This is a genomic window from Arthrobacter sp. PsM3 (assembly GCF_030433895.1).
In the GTDB taxonomy this organism is placed as follows: domain Bacteria; phylum Actinomycetota; class Actinomycetes; order Actinomycetales; family Micrococcaceae; genus Arthrobacter.
Genome location: NZ_JARUXE010000023.1, coordinates 39,956 through 65,891 on the forward strand (window position 1 = coordinate 39,956; position 25,936 = coordinate 65,891).

The window sequence follows — 25,936 nt, forward strand, 5'->3', positions numbered from 1 at the left end:
GCGGGGTGGGGTGTGCCCTGAGGCGGGCGAGGTGGTGCGGGTGGCCGGTTAGGCGAAGGGGTCTTGCTCTTGTTCTTCGGGGGTGGGAGCGTTGCGTTCGCGGACCCAGGTGACGAGCTTGGCGACGTCGTCTTCGTGGAGCATCATGCGGTTCTTGCTGAGCCGGGTGCAGATCCCGGATTCCCGGACGTACCGGCGGAGCTCCGTGGGGCGCATCCCCAGCTCGGGGGCTACCTGCTCCGGTGTGCGGAATATCTGGACTGTCACTATGCCGCCGCCGGTGCGTAGATGTTCTTGCGGAGTTCCTTGGCTGCCGCCACCGCCTCGTCGAGGTTGGTGAAGAACTCCCGGTGGGTCATTCCGCTCTTGGTGACCTGAACAATCCATCTCCGCGTCTGTGCGTGCCACGACACTCCGCGGTGGCCCGACTTGCTGCGGACCGTGGCGCCCTCGCGGTTCTGGCTGTTCTCTGCGGATGTTGCCAGCCGGAGGTGATCCGGGTTGACGCATGCCCTGTTGTGGCAGAGGTGATCCACCTGCATCCCGGCTGGGATAGGGCCCCGGGTCAGGATGTAGGCGAATCGGTGGGCGCGCGTCCCGCCTTCGTAGTTGAAGACTCCGTATCCGTTCGCCTTGATGGCTGCGGTCCAGTTCCAGCAGCTTTCAGTCTTCTCGACCTTGAGCCAGAAGCGGGCATCTTCGGCGAGCCCGGGGCGGGTCATGCTGCCACGACCGTCACGAGGTCATCCATGCGTACAGGGAACGCGGTGACGACGTTGGCGATGAACGTTGGTCCGGGCTGGGATAGCCCATGCCGGACGCGAGAGAGGGTGCCTCCGTCGATGCCGATCTGCTCGGCGAATGCTCCCCAGGGCTGCCCGTCGCGGAGTCGGTCAAGCGTCTTGAGATTGATTTCGAGCCTTGCCATGTGGGTCGTCTCCCTTCGATTGTTGATTGCCATATTGGAGTTGTGCAACCCCAACTTGCTAATGACATGACTGTACTTCGCTACTTGTTCATGCGCAACTCCAACTTGGAGTGTTAATTAACAATCGCCGGTTGGATCATCCCAAATCCGCGAGATGTAGAGGGTTTTTGTACCTAGAAAGACAGTCACGACTACTTGCCTTGGGCGTGTCGCGTACGCAGGATGGCCAAGCATCGATGGTTCTTCCGCAAGGCGGGATGTTGACTACTTGGCAACAAGCAAACTAAATTTGCGCATATGCAAAGCAAGAACACGCGATGGTATGAATACGTCCTCAACGTCACCGATGGCATGAGTGCCAAGGAAGTGGCTGACCGCGCCCACTTCGACCAGTCCGCGATGACACGATGGAAGAAGGGTCTCAATGTTGACCCGAAGTTCGCGGTTCAGTTCGCGCGCGCATTCAACCAAAATGTCCTTCACGCGCTGGCAGAGGCGGAGCTCATCACGGAGGACGAAGCGGACCTACATGAGGTCAAAGTCGGCCTAGACGAAATCAGCACCCAGCGGCTACTGGAAGAGCTGGCCAGGCGCATCGACAACCCTTCCCAGATCCGCGGCCGGCGGTTGCCCGGGCCACGCATCGGCAGCGAGGCCGATGACCCCGACTACTCGAAACTGTCGGACCAGGATGCCTATGATTTGGCGAGCCACAAGGGGGAGCCGAATATTGGACACGACGAGGTACCGCACGAGCCCTAGGTCTCTGGCGCAACAAATGGGGGTCCGTGTCAGGAATGCCGTGACTCCGCCGGGATGGTGGGGAGTCTATGACCACCGGCGCCGGCTGATAACTCTCCGCCCCGGCCTTGGCCCAATCCAATTGGATTGCACTCTGATGCACGAGCTTGGCCATGCCCATTACGGGCATGTCGGCGTCACCGGCAAGCAGGAGCTTCTGGCGGACAGGTGGGCGGCGCATCGGCTGATCAGCTTTGATGATCTGTTGGCCGCCGCTGGCATGGAGCAGTCAAGTTCGTCTGTTGCGTCCAGCTTGGGCGTCCTTCCGGGCGTCTTGGAGACCTACCTCAAGATGCTCACGCGGGCCGACCTTGATGCCCTCAGGACAGCCGCGATTCGCCGGGCGGCATAAAGATAGAGCCCCACTCTCGGAAGATCGAGAGTGGGGCCTTTTTGTGGTCTGGATGTGTTGCCGGTGGCAACAAGCGTCTGAACAGGACTGAACAGGACTGCGCAAGATCCGCTGGATTCCGCGGAAAACAGATGAAACTGATGTGCCGAAAAGTGGCTAAACGGGTTTTCAATTCCCCCCATCTCCACAAACAAAAAGGTGGGGAAAGTGCCAGAAGGCACTTTCCCCACCTTTTCGTTTTTTCTGGGCGGTCGCCGTCCTGCGGTGCCGACCCAGGTGAATCGAGAGTTCATGTCTTCCCGGCGAACTCCCGACCTGCTACTCTCACGCCTAGGGTGAGGGGGAACCCCGACCGAAAGTGGGCGGGCGCCAGTGCGGACTGTAGCTGTCAACAGAGAATCGGTGGAGCGGATCCGCGTGCGGCACAGGCGGGCCTCCCGTCTGGTGGCCCTGGTCGGAATCGCCGTTGCGATGACCGCCACGGCGGCGGGCAGTCCGGCGCCGTCCCCCTCACCGCCGCAGGCACTGCACGGCGGGACAGAGAATGCCAAGGCGGCGCTGGTGCGGATCGAGCTTAGAGCGGTCGCTGAGATCGCGCACATCGACCACAGCACAGGGGAAGTCGAGATCTCACGGGGCCGTTCCACAGTCCCTCTGGGGTTCGCGACGGGCGTTCTGGTCTCGGCAGACGGGATAGTAGCCACGACGTGGGAGAACCTCGCCGTCGATGACGGTGCGGTGGCCGTCTATGCCGCGAACGAGTTGTTCACGCATGTCCTCGGTGCACCGGTGGTGGGCAACGACGGCAACCCAGCCCGGCGGGGCACCACGCCCGACCACCACTGGGGGCCGCACCTGCAGCACTGCTACGACCAGGTGACACACTGTGTCATCTTCCGCGCCCCCCAATATGACGTGCTCACGTACACCTCCGAACCCGGTGGGGTCATGGCCGAACTGCTCAACGCACCGTCCAAGCCCAACGACGTGGCGTTGCTGCGGATCAGTGGCGGTGGCGCTGCACCCACGGCCTCGCTCGACGCACCCGGTGCTGGCGCCGGAGACGCCGCAATTTTCGGCTTCACGGAGCAGCCCGCCATCAACGCTGGTCCCGCCGAGCTGCCAGTGGCGGTGGACGCGGCAACCGGTCGGATCAGTCCGCAGGAGGCAGTGAGCGCGCCGCTTGACGCCGGCGTATCGGGTGGACCGGTGCTCGATCGGACGACCGGCAGCATGCTGGGACTCGCAGGGACACCCCAGCCGGACGGAACAGTCACACTCGTGCCCACCGCGGACATCCGGGCAGCGATGGAGGCAGCAGGGGTGAAGCCCTCGCCATCGAAGTTCGATGCCGTGTTCCGGCGGGGCATCGACCACCTCGCCTCGGGAAACCCGGGCGGTTCGGCGGAGAATGAACTTGAGGAGTCTCTGACGTACTACGACTCCGCCCTTGCATCGAGCCGCCTGGACCAGGCCAGAGCCATGAGGAGCGGGCAGGCGACCGAGAATTCCGCGAGGGCTGATTCGAAGGTGGAGAGCCCGTTTCCCCTTGTGCTGCCTCTTGTGCTCACGTCGGGAGTTCTTCTGGCTGGCGTCGGGGCCATCGCCTACCGTCGTCGCGCCGCGGCCGCGCCGGCGCAGGGTGCAGCCCCATCCAAGGGCGCCGGCCGTCATTCCGTGGCACCCGCCGTGCCAGCGTCGGGGATTTCGGCAGAGCCGACCGTGGCAGCCAAGGGGCGGACGAAGCCGCCAGCGGACCCGAACCCGGAAAGGAACGCCGGCTTACCCCCGCGCGCTGACGGGGAGCAGACCCAACTAGCGGAGCCGGTAGTGCTCCGCGCCGCCGCCGTGAAGGCCACGTCCTTCTGTCCCCAGTGTGGGCAGACAGTGCGGCCGGGAGCGCGGTTCTGTGTCGGCTGCGGTCGTCCGGTCGGCTGACCTGTGGCGCACGTGCACGACTACCCGGAACCCGGGACTGAGCTCGCGGGCTACCGAATTCAATCGTTGATCGCCCGCGGTGGCATGGGCGTCGTCTATCGGGCGCTCGACGTCCGGCTCGGCCGCCCCGTAGCCCTTAAACTCCTCGCCCCCGAGCTCTCAGCCAACGAAAAGTTCCGCCAGCGGTTCATCCGCGAGTCCCGGCTTGCAGCTTCCGTGGACCACCCCAACATCCTGCCCGTTTACGGCGCAGGGGAGTGGTCAGGGCTGCTGTACATCGCTATGCGCTACGTGCGCGGCACGGACGTCAAGGCCGAACTTGACACGCGCGGGCCGCTTCCGCTGCCCGAGGCGATGCGGATTCTGTCGGATACCGCAGCGGCCCTCGATGCCGCGCACGCGGCCGGGCTGGTCCACCGGGACGTCAAGCCCGGTAACATCCTGCTCTCCGATGACCGGGCGGACGGTCGCCGCCACGTCTATCTCACCGATTTCGGCCTTACTAAGCGTGCAACGTCCGCCACTGGCGTCACCACGGCGGGCCACTTCCTCGGCACCTTGGACTACGTCGCTCCCGAGCAGATCCGCGGAGGGGACGTCGATAGTCGTGCTGACGTATATGCGCTGGCGTGCGTTGCGTACACCCTGCTGGCCGGCCACCCCCCGTTCGACCACGACGACGACTCCGCCCAGCTCTGGGCGCACATTATCGAGGAACCGCCCCGCCTGTCCCGGGAACGGCCGGATGTTTCGCCCGCTGTCGAGTCCGCCATCCTTACTGGCATGGCAAAAGATCGGGACGCCCGGCCCCCGTCCTGCGGTGCGCTGGTCGCCATGATGTCCGGCGGCGGCGCACCGGCTGGATCCCGGGATGAGGCCAGTGCCGTCACGCGTCCGGCGGGAGCCGCCCCGGACCATGCGGTCGAGGATGTTCTCACCGCGGCCGGGCCGCCCGCCGGTGACGGCCGCAGCGCTGGGTCCGCCCCCCGGATCGGACGGCACGCCGGGTCCCGGCGCCCGGCCGGAGCCTCCGGGCAGGGACGCGCCCTGCGGCTGGCCGGGCTGGGTGTCCTCCTCGTCCTGCTCCTCGCCGCCGGCCTGCTCATGCCTCGGGTGCTGTCCAGGGAGGAGCGCGTGAAAATTCGTACCGAGGGAGTCCCCTACACGCTGGAAGTTCCGAAGAGCTGGACCGAGCGCACGCGCAGGGCGGGCGACAGCACCGTCAGCGTGCTGTCCGCCACGGACCTCTCCGCGCTCTTCGCCGGCGAACCAGACGCTCCGGCTGCCGCCGCGGCCCAGAGTGCCAGCGATCCCGCCGGCGTCGTCGGCCTCACCATCTATCATCGGCCCGCTGGGTTGAAGGGCTACCCGCCGGCAGCCAGGGTTACCACCGCAGAGGCCCTCCTGCCTGGCCGGGACGCGCACTTGCTGGACCGCGGCGCGGTGACAGTAGGGGAGGTCCCGGGGCAGTCAATGGAGGGGACAATGCCACTGTCGTCCGCCGCCACCCTGCAGGTCCGTGTCCTTGTCGTGGAGACCGACCCGGTGCAGCTCATCGTGTTCTTCGCTCCCTCGTCGCTTTTCGAGGAGAGCACCGAAGTCTTCGACGAGATTGCCCGGTCTTTGCGCCGGACAGAATGAGGGGTACACCATGTCGGATTATCTGCCGCCCGCTCCTGACGGAACGTTGCTGCGCGTGCGTATGGACGGGCGCGAATGGAGCTTCCCGCCCGTGCGCACGATCGGGGTGGGCAGGGACCCGCGCGCGGACGTCACCCTCGACGACGAGCGCGTCAGCCGCGAGCACCTGCGCGTTTGGCACAGCGACGGCGGCTGGTGGGTTGCCGACGAGGCCAGCCTGAACGGCACCTGGGTGGTCGGTGCGGACGCGGCGATAGACGGGCCGGTGCAGCTCCACCCTGACGGACTCAGGCTCCGCCTTGGTGCCCTGGACGGGCCCGAGCTGTTCCTTAGCGCCGAAACGTCCCCGCAGCCAGCGACGCCGCGTGTGCTGACTATCGGGCGAGCCCGTTCGTGCGACGTCGTGGTGGACGACCCGCTTGCCTCCAGGCGCCACGCCGCAATCGAGATCGGTGAACACGCCGTCCTGCGGGACTCGGGCAGTTTCAACGGCACTTTCCTCAACGGCGAACGTGTTCACGGTGCGACGGCGCTCCATTGTGGTGACCTGATCGGGCTCGGGTCCAGCACGTTGACGTGGGACGGCGCCGAGGTGGTCATGCCGCCACCTCAGCGTCCAGTGTTCAGCGCCCGGCACCTGGAGGTCACGACCAAGAGCGGCGCCCACCTGATGGATGACGTGTCGATCACCGTTCCGGCGGGCACACTCGTGGCGGTCATCGGGCCGTCCGGCGCCGGCAAATCGACCCTCCTCGGTGCGCTCACGGGTCTGCGCCCGGCCACTCGCGGGCGGGTCTCCTGGAACGGGCGGGACCTCTACGCCGAGTACGCCCAGCTGCGCTTCCTCGTGGGGCTGGTGCCGCAGGAGGACATCCTCCACCGACAGCTCACCGTGCGGCGCGCGCTGCAGTTCGCCGCTCAGCTGCGCCTCCCGCCGGACACAGGTGCCGCAGAACGGGACGAGCGGGTGGATCAGGTCCTTGCCGAAGTCGACCTGTCGAATCAGATCGATCAACGGATCGACTCGCTTTCCGGCGGGCAGCGAAAGCGGACCTCGATCGCGCTTGAGCTGCTCACGGCACCCCAGCTGCTGTTCCTGGACGAGCCAACTTCCGGGCTCGACCCGGGGTTGGACAAGCAGGTCATGGCCAGCCTTCGCGCCCTTGCTGACGCTGGCCGGGTCGTGCTGGTGGTCACTCACAGCGTCCTGGCCCTGGACGAATGTGATCGCGTGCTGGTCCTTGCCCGCGGTGGACGGGTTGCGTACTTCGGTCCGCCGGCGGACGTGCTTGCCTTCTTCGGGGTGGACGATTATCCCGCGGCGTTTGCCGCACTTGAAGACCAGACATGGGTGGGGCGGTACGCCGGTTCACCGGCCAGGGAGGCCTACGTGGGGCGGACCACGTCGGTCCGGTCTCCGGTTCCGGCGGCCGATGCGCCCCCGCCGCCCCGCGCGGCCCCAGTGCGCCAGCTGGGGACCTTGATCCGGCGCAGCCTCGCCGTCGTCGCCGCGGACCGGCTATTTGTTGTGCTTCTGGTCGGCATGCCTGTGCTGCTGGCGCTGATGGCGCACGCTTTCCCTGGCGCAGCGGGGCTGTCGGTGAGTGATGCCCAGGGCGATCTGCTGCAGGTCCAGCAGCGACTGATCGTCCTCGTGGTGGGCGCCGCGCTGATGGGTACGGCACTCGCCATCCGCGAACTGGTGGTGGAACGGCCGATCTATGTGCGGGAACGCGCTGTCGGCCTCTCACCCGGGGCGTACCTCCTCAGCAAGGCGCTGGTCCTCGGCGGGCTGGTCGCCTGCCAGTGCGTGCTTTTCACGATGCTCGCGCTGCTTGGCCTTCCGGGACCGGACGACGCCCTCGTGCTGGGCAACGGGCTGGTGGAGGTGGCAGCGGCGGTGGCGGCGGTCGGCATCACCATGGCCGTCGCCGCGCTCGTGGTCTCGGCTGCTGCGACATCGACGGAGCAGACCATGCCCGCGCTCGTCGCCTTGGTCATGGGCCAGCTGGTCCTCTGCGGTGGGCTGTTCCAGATCGCGGGACGCGGCGGGCTTGAGCAGTTGTCCTGGCTGCTCCCGGCGCGCTTCGGCTACGCGGCGACGGCGGCCACCGTGGGACTCCAGCAACCTCCCGCACCGACGGTGGATGCGCTCTACGACCCGACCGCCGAACAATGGCTCGCCGACCTCGGGCTGCTCGGTCTCCAGTCGCTGGCGTTCTTCGCTCTGGCGGCATGGGCGCTGCACCGGTCCGTGACCCGGAACCCGTGGCGGTGACGTTGCGTCACGCTACAGCCGAGCCGGACCTGCCCGCCAGCTGAGGGTTCCGTATGTGCGGCCTTGTCTGGCGCCCGGGTATCCCGGCTGGCGGGCTCCGCTCAGCGCTTCTTGATGTGGGCGACCGGGTCCGTGTGCGTTTCCGCGACGTTCTTGGACTTCTTCTCGGCCCGTTTTTCCTTGATGGTTTTCACCGGTTTTTTGGCCATGCTCCGGTGCGGCGTTTTGTCAGGCATGTCGGCGCTCCCTCACAGCAGGGGCCGGGATGGCCCCCGTGATATTACGTTACGCCCCGGGTACCGCAACGTCCACGATGCCGACGAAGCGGCTGCCCACGCCCTCGTACTCGCTGCGGACCAGTCCGGCGGCCACACCGGGCATTTCGTACGGAGGGTGGTGGGCGCAGCACACGTAGGTGAACTCAGGCCACCACTTCTTCGGCCGGGCTGCCTCGGAGAACCCGCAGACCGCGCACGTCAGTTGCACCCAGACGGGGCGCTTGCCGGTGCGGTTGGCCTTGGACTGCACGAGCCAGGCCGGCGGGTTGTCCAGGAGGTCGCCGAGCTCGGCGTCGCTCAGCCGGGGCGGGATACCGTGACGGTGGGCCATTTCCAGCGGAATGTCGAGGACCTGGGCTGCTTCACGTCGGGTAACCATCCTTCAACGATACGGGATGGGACGGTCCCGTAACCCCCGCCAGGGCGCCGGAGTAAGGCTCGTCACAGCCCTGTGAGAGCCAGGCCGAGCGCCGCCGCGGCCAGGCCGGCGACCAGGTTCGCGGCAATGCTCAGTGCGGCGGCGCGGTAGCGCGTCTCGCTCACCAGCCGCACCGTGGCCGTGGTCCAGGAACTGAAGGTGGTGAGGCCGCCGGCGAGCCCGGCCGAGCGGCCGGACTGCCACTCGGCCCCGAGCCCCAGCTGTCCCGTGATCCCCCGGGCGGCGCCGGGGATGAACGAGCCCGCCGCGTTGACGGTGAGGGTCGCCCAGGGCCAGTGCGGATGGCGCCCCGGATGGTGCTCAAACCAGGAAGGGCCGAAAAAATTTGTGAAGGAACCCAGCAGTCCGGGGCCGAGCCCGGCCCGCAGCCAGAAGGCGGTCTTCGGCCGCGCGATCCAGACCGTGGTGAGGGCCGCCAGGATAAAGCTGCCCACGACGTTGATCACCAGGGTGGTCCAGGGGATCGTGCCGGCTGCCTCGGGCAACACCAGTCCGGCACCGTAGCGCAGCTCCGTTCCGATCAGGCCGCCGACGGCGACGGCCGCCCAAGCACGCCGGCCATTAGCTCCGCTCAAGGCTGCAGCCAGGATGGGCGCTCTCGCTGTGGACCCAGAGGGCCGACGCGACCTCCTCGGCGAGGTCGACTTCCTGCCGGGTCCCGCCGGAGCCGATGCGCACCACCAGGGCGCCGCCGAAAGGCTTCCGGCCCAGAACCTCGACGTCCGCGTCCAGCGCGATCTCCTCGGCGGAAAGGTAGCGCAGCAGCTCGGGGTTTTCGTCGCTGATCCGGGTGATCCGTCCGGTGTGCCCGTCGTCGAGCTCGCTCATCCGGCGGGCGGCGGGCACCAGCACGGAGCCGTCGGCAGAGGGGATCGGATCGCCGTGCGGGTCCCGCACCGGGTTCCCGAGCTTGGCGGCCATCCGTTCGATGAACGTGTCCGAGACGGCGTGTTCCAGGAGTTCGGCTTCGTCGTGGACCTCGTCCCAGCGGTAGCCCAGCTCCCGGACGAGGAAAGTCTCAAGGAGCCGGTGCCGCCGGACCATGGACAGGGCCAGCCGGACGCCGTCGGCCGTGAGCGTGATGGCGCTGTAGGGCTGGTGGTCCACGAGGCCCTGGTCCTTGAGCTTGCGGACCATTTCGGAGACCGAGGAGTTGGCCACGCCGAGGCGTTGGGCCAGCTGGGTGGAGGTGATGGGCTTGTCCTGCCACTCCGTGAAGGAGTAGATGACCTTGACGTAGTCCTCGATCGAGGAGGAGGGCAGACTGGTCTTCACAGCCCCCAGCCTACCGTCCGGCGGCGCCGGAGAACGTCAGCCACAGCAGGACCAGGTTCAGCGCCACGACCAGGATCACGCTGATGACGGCGGCAATACGGAGGGCCATCCCGTCGGCGAAGCGGCCCATCAGGGCCTTGTTGCTTGTCAGTACCACCAGCGGGACCAGGACGAAGGGGATGCCGAAGCTCAGGACGACCTGGCTGAGGATAAGCCCCCAGGTGGGGTCGAAGCCGACGCTCAGCAGCACAACGGCCGGGATCAGGGTGACGACGCGTCGCGTCATCAGCGGGATCCGGATCTTGAGCAGGCCCTGCATGATGGATCCGCCGGCGTAGCAGCCCACGGACGTTGAGGCCAGGCCGGAAGCAAGCAGTCCCACGGCGAAGATGACGCCGACGACTGGGCCGAGGTTGTTTGTGATCGCGGCATGAGCGCCCTCGATGGTGTCCGTCCCCTGCTCGCCGCCCAGGGTCGAGGCGGCCAGCAGCAGCATGCCGATATTCACAATGCCGGCGATGGCGAGGGCCGCGACGACGTCCCAGCGGGTCGCCCTCACGAGGCGGGCCATGGCCGGCGCGGGAACGTGCAGATGCGGGTTCGGGCGGTGCCGGTCCCTGGACAGGGCCGAGTGGACGTAGATGGCGTGCGGCATCACTGTGGCGCCCAGCATGCTGGCGGCCAGCAGTACAGTGTCCGGGCCCTGGAACCCGGGAATCAGTCCGGCCGCGACGCCCGCGGGATCGGGCGGGCTGATGAACAGGCCGGCCAGGAATCCGATCGTGATGATGGCCAGCAGGAACATGATGATGAACTCGAAGGGCCGCTGGCGGTTCCTGGCCTGCACCGCCAGCAGGAGCATGGAGACGCCGCCGACGATCAGTGCGCCGAGGGGGAGGGGCAGCCCGAAGAGAAGGTAGAGCGCGATCGCGCCGCCGACCACCTCGGCCAGGTCGGTGGCGGCCGCCACGATCTCGGCCTGGACCCAGAACGCCCGGCGCCAGAACGGCTTGAGCCGTTCGCCGAGGATCTCCGGCAGGCTTTTTCCGGTGACGATCCCAAGCTTGGCGGACTGGTACTGGACCAGCACGGCCATGATGTTGGCAGCCACCAGCACCCAGACCAGCAGGTAGCCGTACTGCGCGCCGGCCGTGAGGTTTGCCGCGACGTTGCCGGGGTCCACGTAGGCGATCGCGGCGACGAACGCCGGGCCCAGCAGGCCGATCATGGCGCGGCGGCCACCGGGTGTCCGCCGGACGGCTGCGTCCGGCGCCGGCGGTTCGTGGCCTGTTACGTCCAGCACGGTGGGCTCCCCTGGGGTTGGCGCGTCGACGTCGACGTCGACGCCGCCGGTGGCGGCTGGTTCACGCCGGCACCGGAGTATTCAATTGCCTACAAATAATTATTAGGCATACCGAAACCATAAGCCAACGTGTTGTTCCGGGCAACGTCGAGGGGTATGGCCGGCGGTCGCCCAGGCGGGCCTGCCGGTCTCAGGCCAGGACGGCCCGCCAGCTCTGTGTCAGGTAGGGGAGCGGGAGGACGTCGTCGGGGCTGTGGCCCAGATGCTCGTGCAGGTACCAGTCGAGGTTGCCCAGCACCTTGGCCCGGGTCCCCTCACCGGCTGCCAGGTAATAGCTGCGGGACTTGGTGAGCGCCAGGATGTCCCCGGTGCGCACCGGGTCTTCCCAACGGGTGAGGTGGCTCTCCAGTCCCGTGAATTCCGGACCCAGCGGCGGTTTGAAGTGCGCCTTGTGCACATCGCCGGCATGCATGATGCGCGAGAGCCGGTGCACCCAAGGGACGGACGTGTCCAGCTGGTTCCAGACCAGCCCCAGGACGCCGTGGGGGCGCAGGATCCTGGCGATCTCCGTGCTGGCCGCGAGGGGGTCGCACCAATGCCAGGCCTGCGCGACGGTGACGACGTCGAACGCCGCGGCGGGCAGCCCGGTGTGCTCAGCGGTGCCCTCCACGGCGGTGACGTTCGGGAGCGTCCTGCGCAGCTGGTCCAGCATGTCGGCGGAGGGGTCCACCGCCACTGTGTGCAGGCCGCGGGCGACCAGCAGCGCCGTGAACTTCCCGGTTCCGGCGCCGACGTCCGCGGCGTCCCTGGCCCCGGCGGGAATCAGCCAGTCGGCCGAATCCCCGGGGTAGCCCGGGCGGACGCGTTCGTAGTGTTCCCCGCCGTCGCGGAAGCTTTGCCCCAGCTCCTGGCGCCGCTCGTGATGCAGTTTGGGGCCACTGTGCAGTTTTGGTCCGCCGCGTGCCACGTGCGATCTCCTTCGACAGGTCCGGGTGGGTACCTTTCGAATTTACCGCACGCGGGACGCGGCGTCCCTGTCCGGAGGGGTCCTCCGCCGGGGCGCTAGTCCAGCGTGCAGGGGGCCGCGCCGGCGGTGCCCGGTGTGTTGGGGGCCCAGTGCGGGTAGCTGCGGGTGTCGTTGGACGGCACCCAGCGTCCGGCGTCCACCACGTAGTCCCAGCCGAGGCCGGACCGGAGCAGTTCCTGGATGCCGGCGAGCAACCGCTCGGCGTCCTCCAGCCGGGACCCCAGGCCGAAGCTGGCCCGCAGTGATCCGGAGGGCAGACCGAGCCGCCGGAGCAGGGGATGTGCGCAGAACCGGCCGTCGCGCAGCCCGATGCCGTGTTCAGCGGACAGGTAGGCCGCCACCAGGCCCGCGTCGTAGCCTTCCAGCGAGAAGTTCACGACGCCGATGGTCCCCGTGCCCGTCCCCGTGTCCGGTACGGCTCCTGCGGGCGCATCGAACGAGGCGCTGTCGGAGAAGATCTGGTGGACGGTGACGCCGTCGATGCCGGCGAGTCCCTCGACGAGGAAGGACCGGATGGCGTTTTCGTGCGCGTGCCACTCCTCCACGTCCAGCCCGGCGATCACCTGCGCGGCGCGGGCCAGGGCGGCGGCGCCCAGGACATTCGGGGAACCGCCCTCGTGCCGTGCCGGGCCGGTGGTCCAGCTGACGGCATCGATCCGGGCGTCCTGTACCGCTCCGCCGCCGGCCAGGTGCGGCGTGCCGGCGTCGAGCCAGTCGGAACGGCCGATCAGCACACCGGCGCCAAACGGGGCGTAAAGCTTGTGCCCGGAAAAGGCGAGATAGTCGACGTCGTCCGCGGCGATGTCGATCCGCCGGTGCGGCGCCAGCTGTGCGGCGTCGACGACGATCCGGGCGCCGTATTCGTGGGCGAGGGCGGCCAGCGTCCGAATCGGCAGGACCTCCCCGGTGACGTTGGAGGCGCCGGTAACGGCGAGCAGGCTGATGCCGCCAAAGGCGAGTTCCCCGCGGAGCAGTTCCAGCGTGGCCGCGAGGGTGGGGTCAGCGATGACGGTGCGGTGCGGCACGCCCTGCCACGGCAGGAGGTTGGCGTGGTGCTCGATGTCAAGATAGAGCACCTCGCCGGTGTGCACGCCGTCGACGACGGGCAGGCAGCCGGCCAGCAGGTTCAGGGAATCGGTGGTGTTCCGGGTGAAGATCACCGAATCGTCCGCCCGGCCGCCCACGAAACCGCGGACAATGCTGCGGGCGTTCTCGTAGACCGAGGTGCTGATCTGGGAGGCATAACCGGCGCCGCGGTGGACACTGGCGTAGAACGGCAGGATCTCGTTGAGGTAGGCCGAGACCACGGACAGGGCAGGGGCGGAGGCTCCGTAGTCCAGGTTGGCGTAGCGGACGCTGCCGCCCTGGATCAGCGGTGCCTGGATCTCGGCGCCGGACACGGCGGCCAGGGGCCGGCTGGCGACGGCGAACCTCTCCTCGGGAAGGGCGCGGCCGGCGCCGGCCTGGCGTCCGGAAGTGGCAGTAAAAGTGGCAGTCGTCATAGGACCTCGCTCGAAAAGGACCCCACACACCGGGGATCCGCGCTTGCCGGGTCCGTTCCGGACCGGCCAGGTCGTCACCCGGGGCACCCCACCGCGAATGGAGGGTTGCCGGCCAGCAAACCGGGGTTTAGCGCTGGCACTCGTGACCTGCTTCGAGCCTAGGACATCTGCGCGGGAGCGGAAAAGGGGAGGGCCTTTTATGAAGCGCTTTGTTACGGGACGCGCCGCGGGGTGCGACCGAGGCCGCCGGAAGTGTCTACAGCAGGTCGTCCAGCCCCGGATTGAGTCGCTTGAGGACCTCCGAGTGCAGGATGGAGTTAGTGGCAAGGGCGTTGCCGCCGAAGGGTCCGTCTTCGCCTTCGAGGGAGGTGAAGCGTCCGCCGGCCTCGGTGACGATCGGGACCAGCGCGGCCATGTCGTAGAGGTTCAGTTCCGGCTCGCAGGCGATGTCGACGGCGCCTTCGGCCACGAGGCAGTAGGACCAGAAGTCGCCGTAGGCGCGGGTGCGCCAGACGTCCTCGGTGAGGCCCAGGAACTCGTCGAGGTTGCCGCGCTGCTTCCAGCCGCCCAGGCTGGAGTAGGACAGCGAGGCGTCCGATAGCTTAGAAACATTGGAGACCCTCAGCCGGGTGGCGGCCGCCAGCGACCGGCCCATATATGCCCCGGCGCCCTTCGCGGCCCACCAGCGCTTCCCGAGTGCCGGGGCGCTCACGACGCCGACGACCGGCTCGCCTTCGTCGACGAGGGCGATCAGGGTGGCCCAGACGGGGACGCCGCGGACGAAGTTCTTGGTCCCGTCGATCGGGTCGATGATCCAGCGGCGGGAGCCGTGGCCGGAACTGCCAAACTCCTCGCCGAGTACGGCGTCGCGCGGACGGGAGCGGGAGAGCTGGCCGCGGATGGCTTCCTCGGCCGACTTGTCCGCGTCCGTCACCGGCGTGAGGTCCGGCTTCGTCTCGATCCGAAGATCGAGCGCCTTGAAGCGGCTCATGGTCTGCGAATCTACGGAATCTGCCAGTACATGGGCAAGGCGCAGGTCATCGTTGTAGCTCGAAGCTGGTTGACTCATGGTTCCAAACTACCGCCAAAGCGGTCGGCGGGTCGGGAGGCCGCGATGCTGCGCCGCCGGAGGCCGCCCGAAGCACGGCAATCGCCGGTCCGGACGGCAGGGTCAGGAGACGGTGCCCAGTTCCTTGACGTCCTGCGCTTCCATCCGCGGGTCCGTCCCCAGCAGGCGGCGGAGGGAGCCGAGCCGGGCCGGGCCGGATTCGCCCGCATGGCCGGCGGCCACCCAGGCGTCCACGCCGCAGTTGACGGCGCTGGAATCGTGCTTGCAGCCCCGCTCGCAGTCGTCGGTCCCGGGCTCGAGGTCTGGAAAGGAGCGCAGGATCCGGTCGGGGTCCACATGGGCCAGTCCGAAGGAGCGGATGCCGGGGGTGTCGATGATCCAGCTGCCCGGCGGCGCATCGTTGACCTTGAGGGCCAGCGCGGAGGAGGAGGTGTGGCGGCCGCGCCCGGTCACGGCGTTGACTCCACCGGTGGCGCGCTCGGCGCCGGTGAGAGCGTTGACCATGGTGGATTTGCCGACGCCGGAGTGGCCCAGCATGACGGTGACCTTCCCGTCCAGGTGGGCGCGCAGCTGGGAAACGGCGTCCTTGTCCAGCCGGGCCGACAGCCCGTCGTCCGAGCGGGCATCGATGCCCGAGGCGGCCGAATCCGCTGTCTTGGAGATGATCACCGGGAAGTCAAGGTGCTGGTAGTTGGTCAGCAGCTCCGCAGGGTCCTTGACGTCGGCCTTGGTGACGAGTAGCAGCGGCTCGATTCCGGCGTCGTACGCGGCCACAAGGGCGCGGTCGATGAACCCGGTCCGGGGCTCCGGATTGGCGGCCGCCACCACGATCACCAGCGTGTCCGCATTGGCAACGACGGCGCGCTCGATCGGGTCCGTGTCATCCGCGCTGCGCCGCAGCAGGGTCCTGCGGTCCTGGATCTTGACCAGCCGGGCCAGGGTGTCGGGTTCGCCGCTGACGTCCCCGACGAGGGAGACGAAGTCGCCGGCCACGACCGGGTTCCGGCGCAGTTCCCGGGCCCGGGCGGCGATGATTTTGCGTTCCTCGGGCGTGCCTTCGGCGACGACGGCGGTGTACCGTCCGCGGTCAACGGTGATGATCCGCCCGGTGACGGCGTCCTCATAGGCGGGCCGGTCCTTGGTGCGGGGACGGGTGCCCTTCTTATTGGGGCGGATCCGGACGTCGGATTCGTCCCAGGAGTCAGTGCTGCGTGCCACCTGAGGCGTCCTTGTCTGCGGGGGCCGGGCCTGCGGGGGCTGCACTTCCGGCGGTGCCCTGCGCGAGCATGGCCTCCCAGAGTTGCGGGAAGTCCGGCATGGTCTTGGCCGTGGTCTCAATGTCCTCGACCTCGATGCCGGGCACGGCCAGGCCCAGGATGGCGCCTGCCGTGGCCATCCGGTGGTCGGCGTAGCTGTGGACGACTCCGCCGTGCAGCGGTACGGGACGGATGATGAGACCGTCGGGCGTCTCCTCCGCGTCCCCGCCCAGGCGGTTGATTTCGGCGACGAGGGCGGCAAGCCGGTCCGTTTCGTGCCCGCGGAGGTGGGCGATGCCGCCCAGCCGCGACGGGCCGGTGGCAAGGGCGCAGAGTGCGGCGACGGTGGGGGCAAGTTCGCTGGTCCCGTCGAAGTCCGCGCCCTTGATCTCCGGGCCGCCGGTCACGGTCAGGGTGCCGTCCGCGAGGGTGACGGTCGCCCCCATGGTGGTGAGGATGCTGCGCCACAGATCACCCACCTGGGTGGTCGGGGCCGGCCAGTTGGGGATGCGGACCGTGCCGCGGGTTGCCAGGGCCGCCGCGAGGAACGGCCCTGCATTGGAGAGGTCCTGTTCCATCCTAAGGTCAAAGGCGCGGATGGCCCCGGGGGAGACGACCCAGTGGTTCGGCACGGAGTCATCGACGGCCACGCCCACGCCGCGGAGCACGGCGACGGTCATGTTGATGTGGTCCAGGCTCGGCACGGGCTTGCCGGTGTGCTCCAGATGGAGACCCTCGGTGAAGCGTGCTCCGGCCAGGAGCAGGGCGGAGACGAACTGGGAGGAAGCGCTGGCGTCGATGACGAGGTGGCCGCCCCGCACTTCGCCCGTGCCCTCGACCGCGAACGGCAGCGAGGACACCGGGCCGCCGTCGGGTGCGCTGACGGCAACGCCCAGCCCGGTCAGCGCCTCGATGATGGGGCCCATCGGGCGTTTGCGCGCATGCGGGTCACCGTCGAAGAGCGTCACTCCGTGGCGCAGCGCCGCGACGGGCGGAACGAACCGCATGACTGTCCCGGCCAGCCCGCAATCGACCGCGGACCGTGCCTCAGCGGCGCCCGGGTCGATGGGCGTGACCGCCAGGTCGGGACCAAAGGCGCCCTCGCCCGGGACTTCCGTGATGGTGGCCCCGAGCTGCTGCAGTGCCTCGATCATCAGGGCCGAGTCCCGGGAATGCAGCGGAGCCCGCAGCCGCGACGGACCGTCGGCGAGGGCGGCGAGCACGAGGTACCGGTTGGTCAGGGACTTCGATCCCGGAACGGTGACCGTGGCGTCGACGGGCTGTCCGGCGAACGGCGCCCGCCAGGGCTGAGCGCTGCGGGCCGGAACGGAGGGGGCTGCTGCGGGGGTGGTGCCTGTCATTGCTGCCTTAGGCTCCCACGCTGTGGTCCACGGCTTTGCGGACGGCCTTGTCGGCCTTCTTCAGCTGCTTGCCGGTGGTCTTCCGGACGTCGGCAGCGAGGTGGCCGGCGTTCTTCTTGGCGTCCGCGGCGAGGTGCTCGGCGCGCCAGGCCAGGCTGGGCCGGCCGTTGGTGTCGACTGAGGCCAGCAGGACTCCGCCGGTCAGGGAAACGTTCTTCAACAGCTGCTTCCGCCGGGCGTCGCGGCCCGCCTTGGACGTGATGTCCGCGCTGCGCCATTCCACGTAGCCGTTCAGGCCCGAGATGACGGCGAGCACAGTGGCTGCCAGCCGTGAGGACTTGCCGAGCGCGAGGCATACGCCGGCTCCGACCTGGGTGCCGCCGATAACGCGGGCCAGCACCTTCTCGTTGGTCTGGAACGGCAGGGATTCGGCCGCGCGCCGCAGCAGGGGTGACAGCTGCGTTGCAGTGTCATCCGCGTTCTTGAGCTTGTCCATGCCTGCAAGGACGAAACTGGAGGCGAGCATGGGCCGGGCGAGAAAGCGGACAAACGACATGAATTTCCTCCTGGATGGACGAACCGCGCAATCAGAGCGGGAGAACCGGTTCTAGTCTTGCACTTTTGCGGAATATTTGCCTGCCGGGCCGGGTTGTGAATGACAGGTCCCGGCCGCTAATTTGCGGCCGGATTCTGGCTCAGATCAGCCCGGACGGCGGGCTGGAACACAGCGGCACGGCTGGACTACTTCGGCGTGGCGCAGGAAGGCGGAGATTTGATTCTGGTGAGGGACATTCCCGTAAAGGACATTCACGTGCTGGACACGGGGCAACTCCCGGCATGGACTGCGGCCCTGCAGCAGGGAATGGTGCCGGCAATGACGGACGCCCGCCGGAAGGTGACAGTAGACTTGAAGGCAATGAGCACCATGGACCCGGCCGTTGCGGCCATGCACGAGGCAGCCGGAAACGGCGCCACGCCCGCCAAGTCATCTGCTGCCGGCCCCGCCGGCGCACTTTCCGATCCTGCCCTGGAACCTGGCGCGGTCCGGGCCGCCGGCACGGACGCGGCGCGGGATGCCGCCGCCCAGGAGACGATCGTGGACGGCCAGGCGCTGGACGTCGGGACCGAAACCCCCGAGGAACGCCGGGTACGGTTCGAACGCGATGCCATGCAGTATGTGGACCAGTTGTACTCCGCAGCCATGCGGATGGCCCGGAATCCCGCTGATGCCGAGGACCTGGTCCAGGAGGCCTACACGAAGGCGTTCTCCGCCTTCCACCAGTACAAGCCGGGAACCAACCTAAAAGCCTGGTTGTACCGCATCCTGACCAACACTTACATCAACCTCTACCGCAAGCGGCAACGCGAGCCGCTGCAGTCGAACTCGGACACCATCGAGGACTGGCAGCTCGCCCGGGCGGAGTCGCACACCTCGTCCGGACTCCGTTCGGCGGAGGCCGAGGCGCTGGACCACCTGCCGGATTCGGACGTGAAGCGGGCCCTGCAGGCCATTCCGGAGGAATTCCGGTTGGCGGTTTACTTCGCCGACGTCGAGGGATTCGCCTACAAGGAAATTTCAGACATTATGAACACCCCGATCGGGACCGTCATGTCCCGGCTGCACCGGGGCCGGAAGATGCTGCGGGACATGCTCGCCGACTATGCCGCCGAGCGCGGATTCAGGGCCGCAGACGCCACCACAGCGGCCGGAAGCAACAAACAGGAGAACAGGAAATGAGCGACTGCCAGGGACTGGGCGACTGCGACGACGCCCGGATGCAACGGATCTACGAGTATCTCGATGGCGCCCTCACCCACGATGACATCGCCGAGATCAAGGCCCACCTGGACGGGTGCCCGGAATGCTTTGAGCAGTACGACCTCGAATGTGTGATCCGCGTCATGGTGAAGCGTTCCTGCACCGAGGCCGCCCCGGCGAACCTGAAGAATGCGATCCTGGACCGGATCCACTCCAGCAACCCGGTCGAGGCCTGACGCGCCCGCGGCGCCCCAGCTTCAAGGTCCCAAACGAATGACCCCGGAAACCGTGAGGTTTCCGGGGTCATTCGTCATTCCAAGCTTTGCTTAGGCGTTGGGGCGCTTGCCGTGGTTCGCGCCGCCACGCTTACGGTCACGACGTTTACGTGCACGCTTGCTCATAGCTGGCCTCCTTAATTTTTGGTACTCAAAAGAGCTGCCCTCAAGTCTCCCACATCAGGGCACCCGCCGCGAACCGGCGTGGGCGGGAATCCCCCCAGAGGGACAACCAGGGGGACAACCGGGGAAAATCAGGGACAAGCACGGGGGCAGCCACGGCGGGTGAATTACTCCAGGGAATTCCGGATGGAGATCCGGGCCTGGTCCAGTACCGTCTTGACTGTTTCCAGTGTCACCGGGGTGATCGGATGCCGGCCGCCGTGGCGGCGCAGTTCCACTCGGATGTCGTCGCGGAAGGCCTGCACAAGCATCTCTGCCTCCCGGAGCCGGCCATCGCTCTCCTGCGAGTACCGCTGGCCTGCCAGCGAGGCGACCGTCGAGCCGGCGGCCCGGGCCGAGGACCGGGCGGCCTCGGCCGTTGCGGCGAGGTCGGCCCGCAGTCCGCGCATGTTGACTTTGATGTCCTGCCGCAGGTTGTCAGCGAGCCGCCGCACTGACGCGGAGATGTCGTTTTCGACGCCGGCAAGTTCGTCACGCCGGTTGTTCAGCTCCACGAGTCCAGCCGGGGTGATGCTGTAGTAGGTCCGCCTGCCTTCGGTGTGGGTGGCGACGAGCCCTTCCTCCTCAAGCTTGCCGAGCCGCGGATAGATGGTGCCGGCACTGGGGGAGTAGGTCCCGCCGAAACGTTCGCTGAGTGCCTTGATGAGTTCGTAGCCGTGCTTCGGACCCGTCTCCAGCAGTGCGAGCAGATAGAGCCGGAGCGCCCCGTGGGCAAAGACCGGAGGCATCAGGGCCCCTGGTGGGGGTCCGCGCCCGGCCGGCCGTGGAAGATCGAGGTCTTCCCCGAGACGGAGTTGGTCCGGACCAGCATGAGCTGGGTGTCGGGTCCGGCAATGGTCTGCACGGTGCCGCCGGGCTGGTTGTACCTCTGGTCGTCAATGACAACGGCGCCGCTGGCGGACTTGGCGATGATGTCCACGCCGACGTCGTGCGGGAGGCGGATGGTCACATCACCCGAGACGGAATTGGCGCCAAAATCCTGGGTGAAGCTGTGCAGGTCGAAACTGAGATCTCCGCTGACGGTGTTCGCGCGGATGTTGCTGAAGTCGCCGGAGGCGGTGACCTCGCCCGAGACGCTTTTGGCCGTCAGCACTCCGTGGTGGTTGCGGGCGATCACTTCGCCGCTGACAGTGTTGACGGACAAATTCCCGGACGTGCCGTCGGCCAGCACAGAGCCGGAGACCGTGTTCAGCCGGGTCTGCCCGCTGATCCCGGAGACCATGCCGTCGCCGCTGACGGTGCCGGCCTCGATCTCGACGCCGCGCGGCAGGGCGATGCTGATGACCACGGAATTGCTGCTGCTGTTATGGACGGTGCCCATGAGGTTCTTGAACCAGCCCTGCGGGCCGTGCAGCTGGTGACGGACCTCCAGACGCCCGTTGACCAGGCTGATCGCGAGCGGGTCCCCGTGGACCTCGGAGACTTCGATCCGCGCCACAGCATCATCATGCGCAACGATATCGAAGCGCCCCCGGACGATGCCGAGCTTGAGCGAGGTGACGCCGTCGACGTCGATGGTCTGCGGACCGGTGACGGTCCAGTTGTTCTCTGTCATGGTTCCTCCGGGAAGGCGATGCTTCATGCGAACGGTTGCGATATATCGCGACTATTGAAGTCACGATATATCGCCAGTTGGGCGCAGTCAAGATATATCGCGAATTGCCCGGGGGAGCCTGCCGGACGGTTTTACTCGGGGGCGTCGATCCTCAGCCACTGGAACCAGCCGCGGTGCAGGACAAGCCACGCCATCAGTCCGAAGCCCGCCTGGCCGGGCGTGCCCCCGTTGGCCGCAAGGTCCTGGCGCCACTGCTCATGGTTCAGCAGCGGCGAGAAGGTGTCGACGTAGAGGTGCTTGCGCCGGGTGGTGACATCGGCGAAGGCCGTGTTGAGTTCACCGATCCTGCGGTTCTGGGCCGGATCCAGGGTCGGGGGCGGCCCCACGACGAAGACCTCAATCCTGTTCTGCGAGGCCGAGTCGAGGATGTTGGCGAGGTTGAGCCGGCTGCGGGCCGTGGAGAGCCCGAACTCGACATCGCGGCTGGAGAGCCCGATCACCAGCCGGTTCTCGTGCTGGTTGTTGAAGCGGCGGCCGGCTTCCTCTAGCCAGCGGGCAGCCAGGCCTTCCGTGCCCTCCTGCGGGCAGGGAAGGGGATAGCATTCCAGGGACAGTCCGTCCTGGGGCGTGCGCGCCAGCACCCGCCCCAGCCAGCCCAGCGCGCGGGGATCACCCAGGCCGGCCAGCAGTTCATCGCCAACGGCTGCGATCCGCAGCTTTCGATCTTCCACGACTACCTCTTCAATCCAGAGCGTCCAACAAACGGTTAAATAAAGCTGCCCGGCCGGAGTTGCGGGTTTCAATCTCCGGCCGGGCAGCGCTGACCTTACTTACGTGCGAATGCCTGCTTGAGCAGCGCGTCCTGCTCCGCCGAGTGGCGCTTCATCGATCCTGCCGCGGTGGAAGCCGAGGCGGGTCGGGAAACGAGGCGGACCCTGCGGTCCAGTGCGTCCGGAAGATTCAGGCCGATAAACGGCCACGGACCCTGGTTGGCGGGCTCGTCCTGTGCCCAGACGACGTCGGCGTTCGGGTACTTGGCAAGCTCAGCGGCAATCTCGGCGGCGGGCAGCGGGTAAAGCTGCTCGATCCGGACGATCGCCGTGGTCTTGTCACCGGTCTTCTGCCGGGTTGACAGCAGATCGTAGTACAAGCGGCCGGAGACCAGCAGGACACGCTCGACGGCGTCGCCCTGCAGCTGCTCGTGTTCCGGGATAACGGTCCGGAAGGTCCCGGTCGTGAAGTCCTCCACGGAAGACGCTGCGGCCTTGAGACGGAGCAGCTGCTTCGGCGTAAAGACGATGAGCGGCTTGCGCGGCCGGCTGTACGCCTGGCGGCGCAGCAGGTGGAAGTGCGACGCCGAGGTCGTGGGGTTGGCCACGACCATATTTTCTTCGGCGCACATCTGCAGGAAGCGCTCGATGCGGGCGGACGAGTGGTCCGGTCCCTGGCCTTCATAGCCGTGCGGCAGCATCAGCACCAGCGAGGAGCGCTGGCCCCACTTCTGCTCGGCGGAGGAGATGAACTCGTCGATGATGGTCTGCGCACCGTTGACGAAGTCACCGAACTGCGCTTCCCAGAGCACCAGGGCATCGGGGCGTTCCACCGAGTAGCCGTACTCGAAGCCCATGGCGGCATATTCCGACAGCAGGGAGTCGTAGATCCACAGCTTGGCCTGGTCGTCGGAGAGGTGTGCCAGCGGCAGCCACTCGTCGCCGTTGGCGCGGTCGTGGAAGACGGCGTGGCGCTGCACGAAGGTGCCGCGGCGCGAATCCTGGCCGGCGAGCCGGACGGGTACGCCTTCCATGATGAGCGAACCGAATGCGGCGAGCTCGCCGAAGCCCCAGTCGATGCCGCCTTCACGGGACATCAGTTCACGCTTCTCCAGCAGCTGCTTGAGCTTGGCGTGGACCGTGAAGCCCTCGGGGATGTCGACGTGGGCCTTGCCGATGCGCGCCAGCATTTCGGCCGAGATCGCCGTCGACGCCGGAGCGCTGACGCCGGAGTCGGTCTGCTGGGCTTTCGGACGTTCCAGATCCGACACCGCGGCGAGATCCGCCGTGATGATCGGAATCGGGGAGGTTTGCGCGGCATGGGTTTCGGCGAAGACCCGCTCCAGCCGTTCCTGGTAGTCGCGGAGCAGCTGCTCGGCCTCTTCCTCGGTGATGTCACCGCGGCCGATCAGGGATTCGGTGTACAGCTTCCGGACCGAACGCTTCGCTTCGATGAGGTTGTACATCAGCGGCTGTGTCATCGAGGGGTCATCGCCCTCGTTGTGCCCGCGGCGGCGGTAGCAGACCATGTCGATGACAACGTCCTTGTGGAACCGCTGGCGGAACTCATAGGCGAGCTGCCCGATGCGGACCACGGCCTCGGGGTCGTCGCCGTTCACGTGGAAGACCGGCGCCTGGATCATCTTGGCGACGTCCGTGGAGTAGGTGGAGGAACGGGACGAGGACGGGGCGGTGGTGAAGCCGACCTGGTTGTTGACCACGATGTGGATGGTGCCGCCGGTGCGGTAGCCCCGCAGCTGGGAAAGGTTGAGCGTTTCCGCCACCACACCCTGGCCCGCGAAGGCGGCGTCGCCGTGCACCATGATCGGCAGCACGGGGAAGGCCTCGCCCTGGTCCAGGCGGTCCTGCTTGGCGCGGACGATGCCTTCGAGGACGGAGTCCACGGCCTCGAGGTGGGACGGGTTGGCGGCGAGGTAGACCTTGGTCTCCTTGCCGTTGTCCGACGTGAAGGTGCCCTCGGTGCCGAGGTGGTACTTCACGTCGCCGGAGCCCTGCACGGAGCGAGGGTCCTGGGTGCCCTCGAATTCACGGAAGACCTGGGCGTAGGTTTTGCCGGCGATGTTGGTGAGCACGTTCAGCCGGCCGCGGTGGGCCATGCCGATCGCCACTTCGTCGAGTTCGTCGTCGGCCGCATCGGAGATAATGGCGTCCAGCAGCGGGATCAGGGACTCGCCGCCCTCGAGCGAGAAGCGCTTCTGGCCGACGAACTTCGTCTGCAGGAAGGTCTCGAAGGCCTCGGCCGCGTTGAGCTTGGAAACGATGCGCAGCTGCTCGTCCCGGCTCGGCTTGGAGTACGGGTGCTCGATCTGGTCCTGGAACCACTTGCGCTCTTCCGGGTCCTGGATGTGCATGTATTCGATGCCCGTGGTGCGGCAGTAGGCGTCGCGGAGCACCCCCAGGATGTCGCGGAATGCGAGCATCGGCTTGCCGCCGAAGCCGCCGGTGGGCCACTCGCGGTCCAGGTCCCACAGCGTGAGGCCGTAGGTCAGGACGTCGAGGTCCGGGTGCTTGCGCTGGACGTATTCCAGCGGGTCGGTGTCCGCCATGAGGTGGCCGCGGACGCGGTAGGCGTGGATGAGCTGCTGGATCCGGGCGACCTTGTTGATTTCGTCGGCCGGGTCCACCTGCAGGTCCGGGCTCCAGCGCACAGGCTCGTACGGGATGCGCAGGGACTCGAAGATCTCGTCGTAGAAGTTCTGCGCGCCGAGCAGGAGCTGGTGCACGAGCTTCAGGAACTCGCCGCTGCCGGCACCCTGGATGACACGGTGGTCATAGGTGGAGGTCAGCGTGAGGACCTTGCTGATGGCGCTCTGCGCGATGATCTTCGCGCTGGCACCCTGGAATTCCGCGGGGTAGTCCAGCGCGCCGACGCCGATGATGGCGGCCTGGCCCTTGGACAGGCGCGGCACGGAGTGCACGGTCCCGATGCCGCCCGGGTTGGTCAACGACACAGTGGTACCGGAGTGGTCGTCAGCGGTCAGCTTGCCGGCTCGGGCACGCTTGATCAGGTCCTCGTACGTGTGCCAGAACTCGGAGAAGTTGAGGGTCTCTGCCTTCTTGATGTTGGGCACCATCAGCAGGCGGCTGCCGTCGGGCTTCGGCATGTCGATGGCGATGCCGAAGTTCACGTGCGCCGGCTGGACAGCGACGGGCTTGCCGTCGATGACGTCGTAGTAGACGTTCATCGAGGGGAACTGGGCCAGGGCGCGGATGACGGCGTAGCCGATCAGGTGCGTGAAGGACACCTTGCCGCCCCGGGCGCGGGCCAGGTTGGAGTTGATGACCACACGGTTGTCGATCAGCAGCTTGGCAGGGATCGCCCGGACGCTCGTGGCGGTCGGGACCTCCAGGCTGGTGATCATGTTCGTGGCGATGGCCTTGGCCGGGCCGCGGAGGACGGAGACGACGTCTTCCTCGGGGGCCGTGGGGGCCTTGATGTTCTTGGGCAGCTGGGCCGGAATCGGCGCAGTGCCGGGGCCGGCTTCCGACGTCTTGGAGCCGTCGCGGGCGACGGTGGCCGGGGCCTTCTTCGCGGCGGCAGGCGCGGCAGGGGCTGCGGTCGGGGCAGGGTCAGGGGCTGCTGCCGGGGCGGGCGCGGCCGGCTGCGCTGCCGACGCGGCAGCCGGGGCTACAACGGGAAGTTCGCGGGTGGGGTGCGCAACTGTCGCTGCGCCTGAGGCTCCGTTGGTGGAGGAACTGTCACCGGCATCGAAGGATTCGAACAAGGGCCACCACTTGGCATCCACGGTGTTCTTGTCCTGCTGATAACGCTCGTACAGTTCGTCAACGAGCCACTCGTTTCCGCCAAATTCCTCTGGTAGACGGTGGCTAGGCTGCTCTGGCACTTGAATTACGCCTCTTCCATGAGTTTGATTCCCACTGGCTTCACGGTGCCTCAGCACGACGATTGAACCAGTCTCCGCGT

At 67.4% G+C, this 25,936-nt stretch carries 26 protein-coding genes and 1 riboswitch; of the genes, 7 read left to right on the forward strand and 19 right to left on the reverse strand.

Features of this window, described 5'->3' with window-relative positions; translation table 11 throughout:
• Positions 1–48 precede the first annotated feature (48 nt).
• The 3 genes from QCD75_RS13385 to QCD75_RS13395 are packed head-to-tail and all read right to left on the reverse strand — an operon-like array spanning position 49 to position 928.
• Positions 49–267, reverse strand: a complete 219-nt coding sequence (locus tag QCD75_RS13385) for a hypothetical protein (protein WP_301229367.1) — start codon at positions 265–267, stop codon at positions 49–51.
• Entirely contained in the window at positions 267–722 is a 456-nt protein-coding gene (locus QCD75_RS13390; RefSeq protein WP_301229369.1) for an HNH endonuclease signature motif containing protein, read from the reverse strand. The genes QCD75_RS13385 and QCD75_RS13390 overlap by 1 nt, the downstream gene beginning before the upstream one ends.
• Positions 719–928, reverse strand: a complete 210-nt coding sequence (locus tag QCD75_RS13395; protein WP_301229371.1) for a hypothetical protein — start codon at positions 926–928, stop codon at positions 719–721. Before QCD75_RS13395 ends, QCD75_RS13390 begins: the two co-directional genes overlap by 4 nt.
• Before the next feature lie 297 nt (positions 929–1,225).
• On the opposite strand from QCD75_RS13395, the gene QCD75_RS13400 reads away from it, so the two are divergent.
• The 5 genes from QCD75_RS13400 (at position 1,226) to QCD75_RS13420 (ending at position 7,938) form a co-directional block, all read left to right on the forward strand.
• Positions 1,226–1,690 (forward strand): helix-turn-helix domain-containing protein, encoded by a 465-nt coding sequence (locus QCD75_RS13400; protein ID WP_301229373.1) that lies wholly within the window; start codon positions 1,226–1,228, stop codon positions 1,688–1,690.
• A 16-nt stretch (positions 1,691–1,706) separates the two neighbouring features.
• Positions 1,707–2,081: an ImmA/IrrE family metallo-endopeptidase gene (locus QCD75_RS13405; RefSeq protein WP_301229375.1), complete on the forward strand. Its 375-nt coding sequence runs from the start codon at positions 1,707–1,709 to the stop codon at positions 2,079–2,081.
• Between the two features lie 417 nt (positions 2,082–2,498).
• Complete coding sequence (locus tag QCD75_RS13410; protein ID WP_301229377.1) at positions 2,499–4,019, forward strand: zinc ribbon domain-containing protein; 1,521 nt, start codon at positions 2,499–2,501, stop codon at positions 4,017–4,019.
• A 3-nt stretch (positions 4,020–4,022) separates the two neighbouring features.
• Positions 4,023–5,660 (forward strand): serine/threonine-protein kinase, encoded by a 1,638-nt coding sequence (locus QCD75_RS13415; protein ID WP_301229379.1) that lies wholly within the window; start codon positions 4,023–4,025, stop codon positions 5,658–5,660.
• A 10-nt stretch (positions 5,661–5,670) separates the two neighbouring features.
• Positions 5,671–7,938, forward strand: a complete 2,268-nt coding sequence (locus QCD75_RS13420) for an ATP-binding cassette domain-containing protein (protein WP_301229381.1) — start codon at positions 5,671–5,673, stop codon at positions 7,936–7,938.
• 101 nt (positions 7,939–8,039) lie between these two features.
• Here the strand turns inward: QCD75_RS13420 and QCD75_RS13425 are convergent, their stop codons facing one another.
• The 11 genes from QCD75_RS13425 to QCD75_RS13480 all read right to left on the reverse strand — a co-directional run bounded on the left by QCD75_RS13425 (position 8,040) and on the right by QCD75_RS13480 (position 18,004).
• Positions 8,040–8,174, reverse strand: coding sequence for a hypothetical protein (locus QCD75_RS13425; protein WP_282381717.1), 135 nt, complete (start codon positions 8,172–8,174; stop codon positions 8,040–8,042).
• A 49-nt stretch (positions 8,175–8,223) separates the two neighbouring features.
• Complete coding sequence (locus QCD75_RS13430) at positions 8,224–8,595, reverse strand: hypothetical protein (protein ID WP_301229385.1); 372 nt, start codon at positions 8,593–8,595, stop codon at positions 8,224–8,226.
• Between the two features lie 62 nt (positions 8,596–8,657).
• Positions 8,658–9,230, reverse strand: coding sequence for a Fluc/FEX family fluoride channel (locus QCD75_RS22220; protein WP_367400658.1), 573 nt, complete (start codon positions 9,228–9,230; stop codon positions 8,658–8,660).
• Positions 9,217–9,930 (reverse strand): metal-dependent transcriptional regulator, encoded by a 714-nt coding sequence (locus QCD75_RS13445; protein WP_301229387.1) that lies wholly within the window; start codon positions 9,928–9,930, stop codon positions 9,217–9,219. The genes QCD75_RS22220 and QCD75_RS13445 overlap by 14 nt, the downstream gene beginning before the upstream one ends.
• A gap of 10 nt (positions 9,931–9,940) precedes the next feature.
• Positions 9,941–11,158, reverse strand: a complete 1,218-nt coding sequence (locus QCD75_RS13450; RefSeq protein WP_441005486.1) for an Nramp family divalent metal transporter — start codon at positions 11,156–11,158, stop codon at positions 9,941–9,943.
• Positions 11,159–11,423: 265 nt separating this feature from the next.
• Positions 11,424–12,200 (reverse strand): class I SAM-dependent methyltransferase, encoded by a 777-nt coding sequence (locus QCD75_RS13455; RefSeq protein ID WP_301229391.1) that lies wholly within the window; start codon positions 12,198–12,200, stop codon positions 11,424–11,426.
• 95 nt (positions 12,201–12,295) lie between these two features.
• Positions 12,296–13,762 (reverse strand): aminotransferase class V-fold PLP-dependent enzyme, encoded by a 1,467-nt coding sequence (locus QCD75_RS13460; RefSeq protein WP_301229393.1) that lies wholly within the window; start codon positions 13,760–13,762, stop codon positions 12,296–12,298.
• Between the two features lie 34 nt (positions 13,763–13,796).
• A riboswitch (SAM riboswitch) is annotated at positions 13,797–13,910 on the reverse strand.
• Positions 13,911–14,018: 108 nt separating this feature from the next.
• Positions 14,019–14,831: a histidinol-phosphatase gene (gene hisN / locus QCD75_RS13465; RefSeq protein ID WP_301229395.1), complete on the reverse strand. Its 813-nt coding sequence runs from the start codon at positions 14,829–14,831 to the stop codon at positions 14,019–14,021.
• A gap of 102 nt (positions 14,832–14,933) precedes the next feature.
• Positions 14,934–16,049 carry a ribosome small subunit-dependent GTPase A gene (rsgA, locus tag QCD75_RS13470; RefSeq protein ID WP_301229397.1) on the reverse strand — a complete coding sequence of 372 codons (1,116 nt, stop codon included), beginning with the start codon at positions 16,047–16,049 and terminating at the stop codon, positions 14,934–14,936.
• Positions 16,033–17,448, reverse strand: coding sequence for a 3-phosphoshikimate 1-carboxyvinyltransferase (gene aroA, locus QCD75_RS13475; protein WP_301229399.1), 1,416 nt, complete (start codon positions 17,446–17,448; stop codon positions 16,033–16,035). Before aroA ends, rsgA begins: the two co-directional genes overlap by 17 nt.
• A gap of 7 nt (positions 17,449–17,455) precedes the next feature.
• Complete coding sequence (locus QCD75_RS13480; RefSeq protein WP_301229401.1) at positions 17,456–18,004, reverse strand: DoxX family protein; 549 nt, start codon at positions 18,002–18,004, stop codon at positions 17,456–17,458.
• 360 nt (positions 18,005–18,364) lie between these two features.
• Here QCD75_RS13480 and QCD75_RS13485 point away from each other — a divergent pair, with 360 nt between their 5' ends.
• Complete coding sequence (locus QCD75_RS13485; RefSeq protein ID WP_441005485.1) at positions 18,365–19,186, forward strand: sigma-70 family RNA polymerase sigma factor; 822 nt, start codon at positions 18,365–18,367, stop codon at positions 19,184–19,186.
• Positions 19,183–19,443: a mycothiol system anti-sigma-R factor gene (rsrA, locus tag QCD75_RS13490; protein ID WP_301229403.1), complete on the forward strand. Its 261-nt coding sequence runs from the start codon at positions 19,183–19,185 to the stop codon at positions 19,441–19,443. The genes QCD75_RS13485 and rsrA overlap by 4 nt, the downstream gene beginning before the upstream one ends.
• Positions 19,444–19,533: 90 nt before the next feature.
• On the opposite strand, the gene QCD75_RS22380 is transcribed toward rsrA, so the two are convergent.
• From QCD75_RS22380 to QCD75_RS13510, 5 genes are all read right to left on the reverse strand, one after another.
• Positions 19,534–19,608, reverse strand: coding sequence for a 50S ribosomal protein bL37 (locus QCD75_RS22380; protein ID WP_104061284.1), 75 nt, complete (start codon positions 19,606–19,608; stop codon positions 19,534–19,536).
• A gap of 164 nt (positions 19,609–19,772) precedes the next feature.
• Positions 19,773–20,393 (reverse strand): PadR family transcriptional regulator, encoded by a 621-nt coding sequence (locus QCD75_RS13495; protein ID WP_301229405.1) that lies wholly within the window; start codon positions 20,391–20,393, stop codon positions 19,773–19,775.
• Positions 20,393–21,220 carry a DUF4097 family beta strand repeat-containing protein gene (locus QCD75_RS13500; protein ID WP_301229407.1) on the reverse strand — a complete coding sequence of 276 codons (828 nt, stop codon included), beginning with the start codon at positions 21,218–21,220 and terminating at the stop codon, positions 20,393–20,395. Before QCD75_RS13500 ends, QCD75_RS13495 begins: the two co-directional genes overlap by 1 nt.
• A gap of 131 nt (positions 21,221–21,351) precedes the next feature.
• On the reverse strand, positions 21,352–21,951 hold the full coding sequence (locus QCD75_RS13505) for a GDSL-type esterase/lipase family protein (protein ID WP_301229409.1): 600 nt from the start codon (positions 21,949–21,951) through the stop codon (positions 21,352–21,354).
• Positions 21,952–22,046: 95 nt separating this feature from the next.
• On the reverse strand, positions 22,047–25,856 hold the full coding sequence (locus QCD75_RS13510) for a multifunctional oxoglutarate decarboxylase/oxoglutarate dehydrogenase thiamine pyrophosphate-binding subunit/dihydrolipoyllysine-residue succinyltransferase subunit (RefSeq protein ID WP_301229411.1): 3,810 nt from the start codon (positions 25,854–25,856) through the stop codon (positions 22,047–22,049).
• Between the last annotated feature and the right edge of the window lie 80 nt (positions 25,857–25,936).

What these genes read in the sequence shown, in the direction of transcription:
- QCD75_RS13390 (WP_301229369.1), bottom strand. Translation starts at nt 722, where the DNA reads ATGACCCGCCCCGGGCTCGCCGAAGATGCCCGCTTCTGGCTCAAGGTC.
- QCD75_RS13395 (WP_301229371.1), bottom strand. Translation starts at nt 928, where the DNA reads ATGGCAAGGCTCGAAATCAATCTCAAGACGCTTGACCGACTCCGCGAC.
- QCD75_RS13400 (WP_301229373.1), top strand. Translation starts at nt 1,226, where the DNA reads ATGCAAAGCAAGAACACGCGATGGTATGAATACGTCCTCAACGTCACC.
- QCD75_RS13405 (WP_301229375.1), top strand. Translation starts at nt 1,707, where the DNA reads ATGGGGGTCCGTGTCAGGAATGCCGTGACTCCGCCGGGATGGTGGGGA.
- QCD75_RS13420 (WP_301229381.1), top strand. Translation starts at nt 5,671, where the DNA reads ATGTCGGATTATCTGCCGCCCGCTCCTGACGGAACGTTGCTGCGCGTG.
- QCD75_RS13425 (WP_282381717.1), bottom strand. Translation starts at nt 8,174, where the DNA reads ATGCCTGACAAAACGCCGCACCGGAGCATGGCCAAAAAACCGGTGAAA.
- QCD75_RS13430 (WP_301229385.1), bottom strand. Translation starts at nt 8,595, where the DNA reads ATGGTTACCCGACGTGAAGCAGCCCAGGTCCTCGACATTCCGCTGGAA.
- QCD75_RS13450 (WP_441005486.1), bottom strand. Translation starts at nt 11,158, where the DNA reads ATGATCGGCCTGCTGGGCCCGGCGTTCGTCGCCGCGATCGCCTACGTG.
- QCD75_RS13460 (WP_301229393.1), bottom strand. Translation starts at nt 13,762, where the DNA reads ATGACGACTGCCACTTTTACTGCCACTTCCGGACGCCAGGCCGGCGCC.
- hisN (WP_301229395.1), bottom strand. Translation starts at nt 14,831, where the DNA reads ATGAGTCAACCAGCTTCGAGCTACAACGATGACCTGCGCCTTGCCCAT.
- aroA (WP_301229399.1), bottom strand. Translation starts at nt 17,448, where the DNA reads ATGACAGGCACCACCCCCGCAGCAGCCCCCTCCGTTCCGGCCCGCAGC.
- QCD75_RS13480 (WP_301229401.1), bottom strand. Translation starts at nt 18,004, where the DNA reads ATGTCGTTTGTCCGCTTTCTCGCCCGGCCCATGCTCGCCTCCAGTTTC.
- QCD75_RS13485 (WP_441005485.1), top strand. Translation starts at nt 18,365, where the DNA reads ATGAGCACCATGGACCCGGCCGTTGCGGCCATGCACGAGGCAGCCGGA.
- rsrA (WP_301229403.1), top strand. Translation starts at nt 19,183, where the DNA reads ATGAGCGACTGCCAGGGACTGGGCGACTGCGACGACGCCCGGATGCAA.
- QCD75_RS13495 (WP_301229405.1), bottom strand. Translation starts at nt 20,393, where the DNA reads ATGCCTCCGGTCTTTGCCCACGGGGCGCTCCGGCTCTATCTGCTCGCA.
- QCD75_RS13500 (WP_301229407.1), bottom strand. Translation starts at nt 21,220, where the DNA reads ATGACAGAGAACAACTGGACCGTCACCGGTCCGCAGACCATCGACGTC.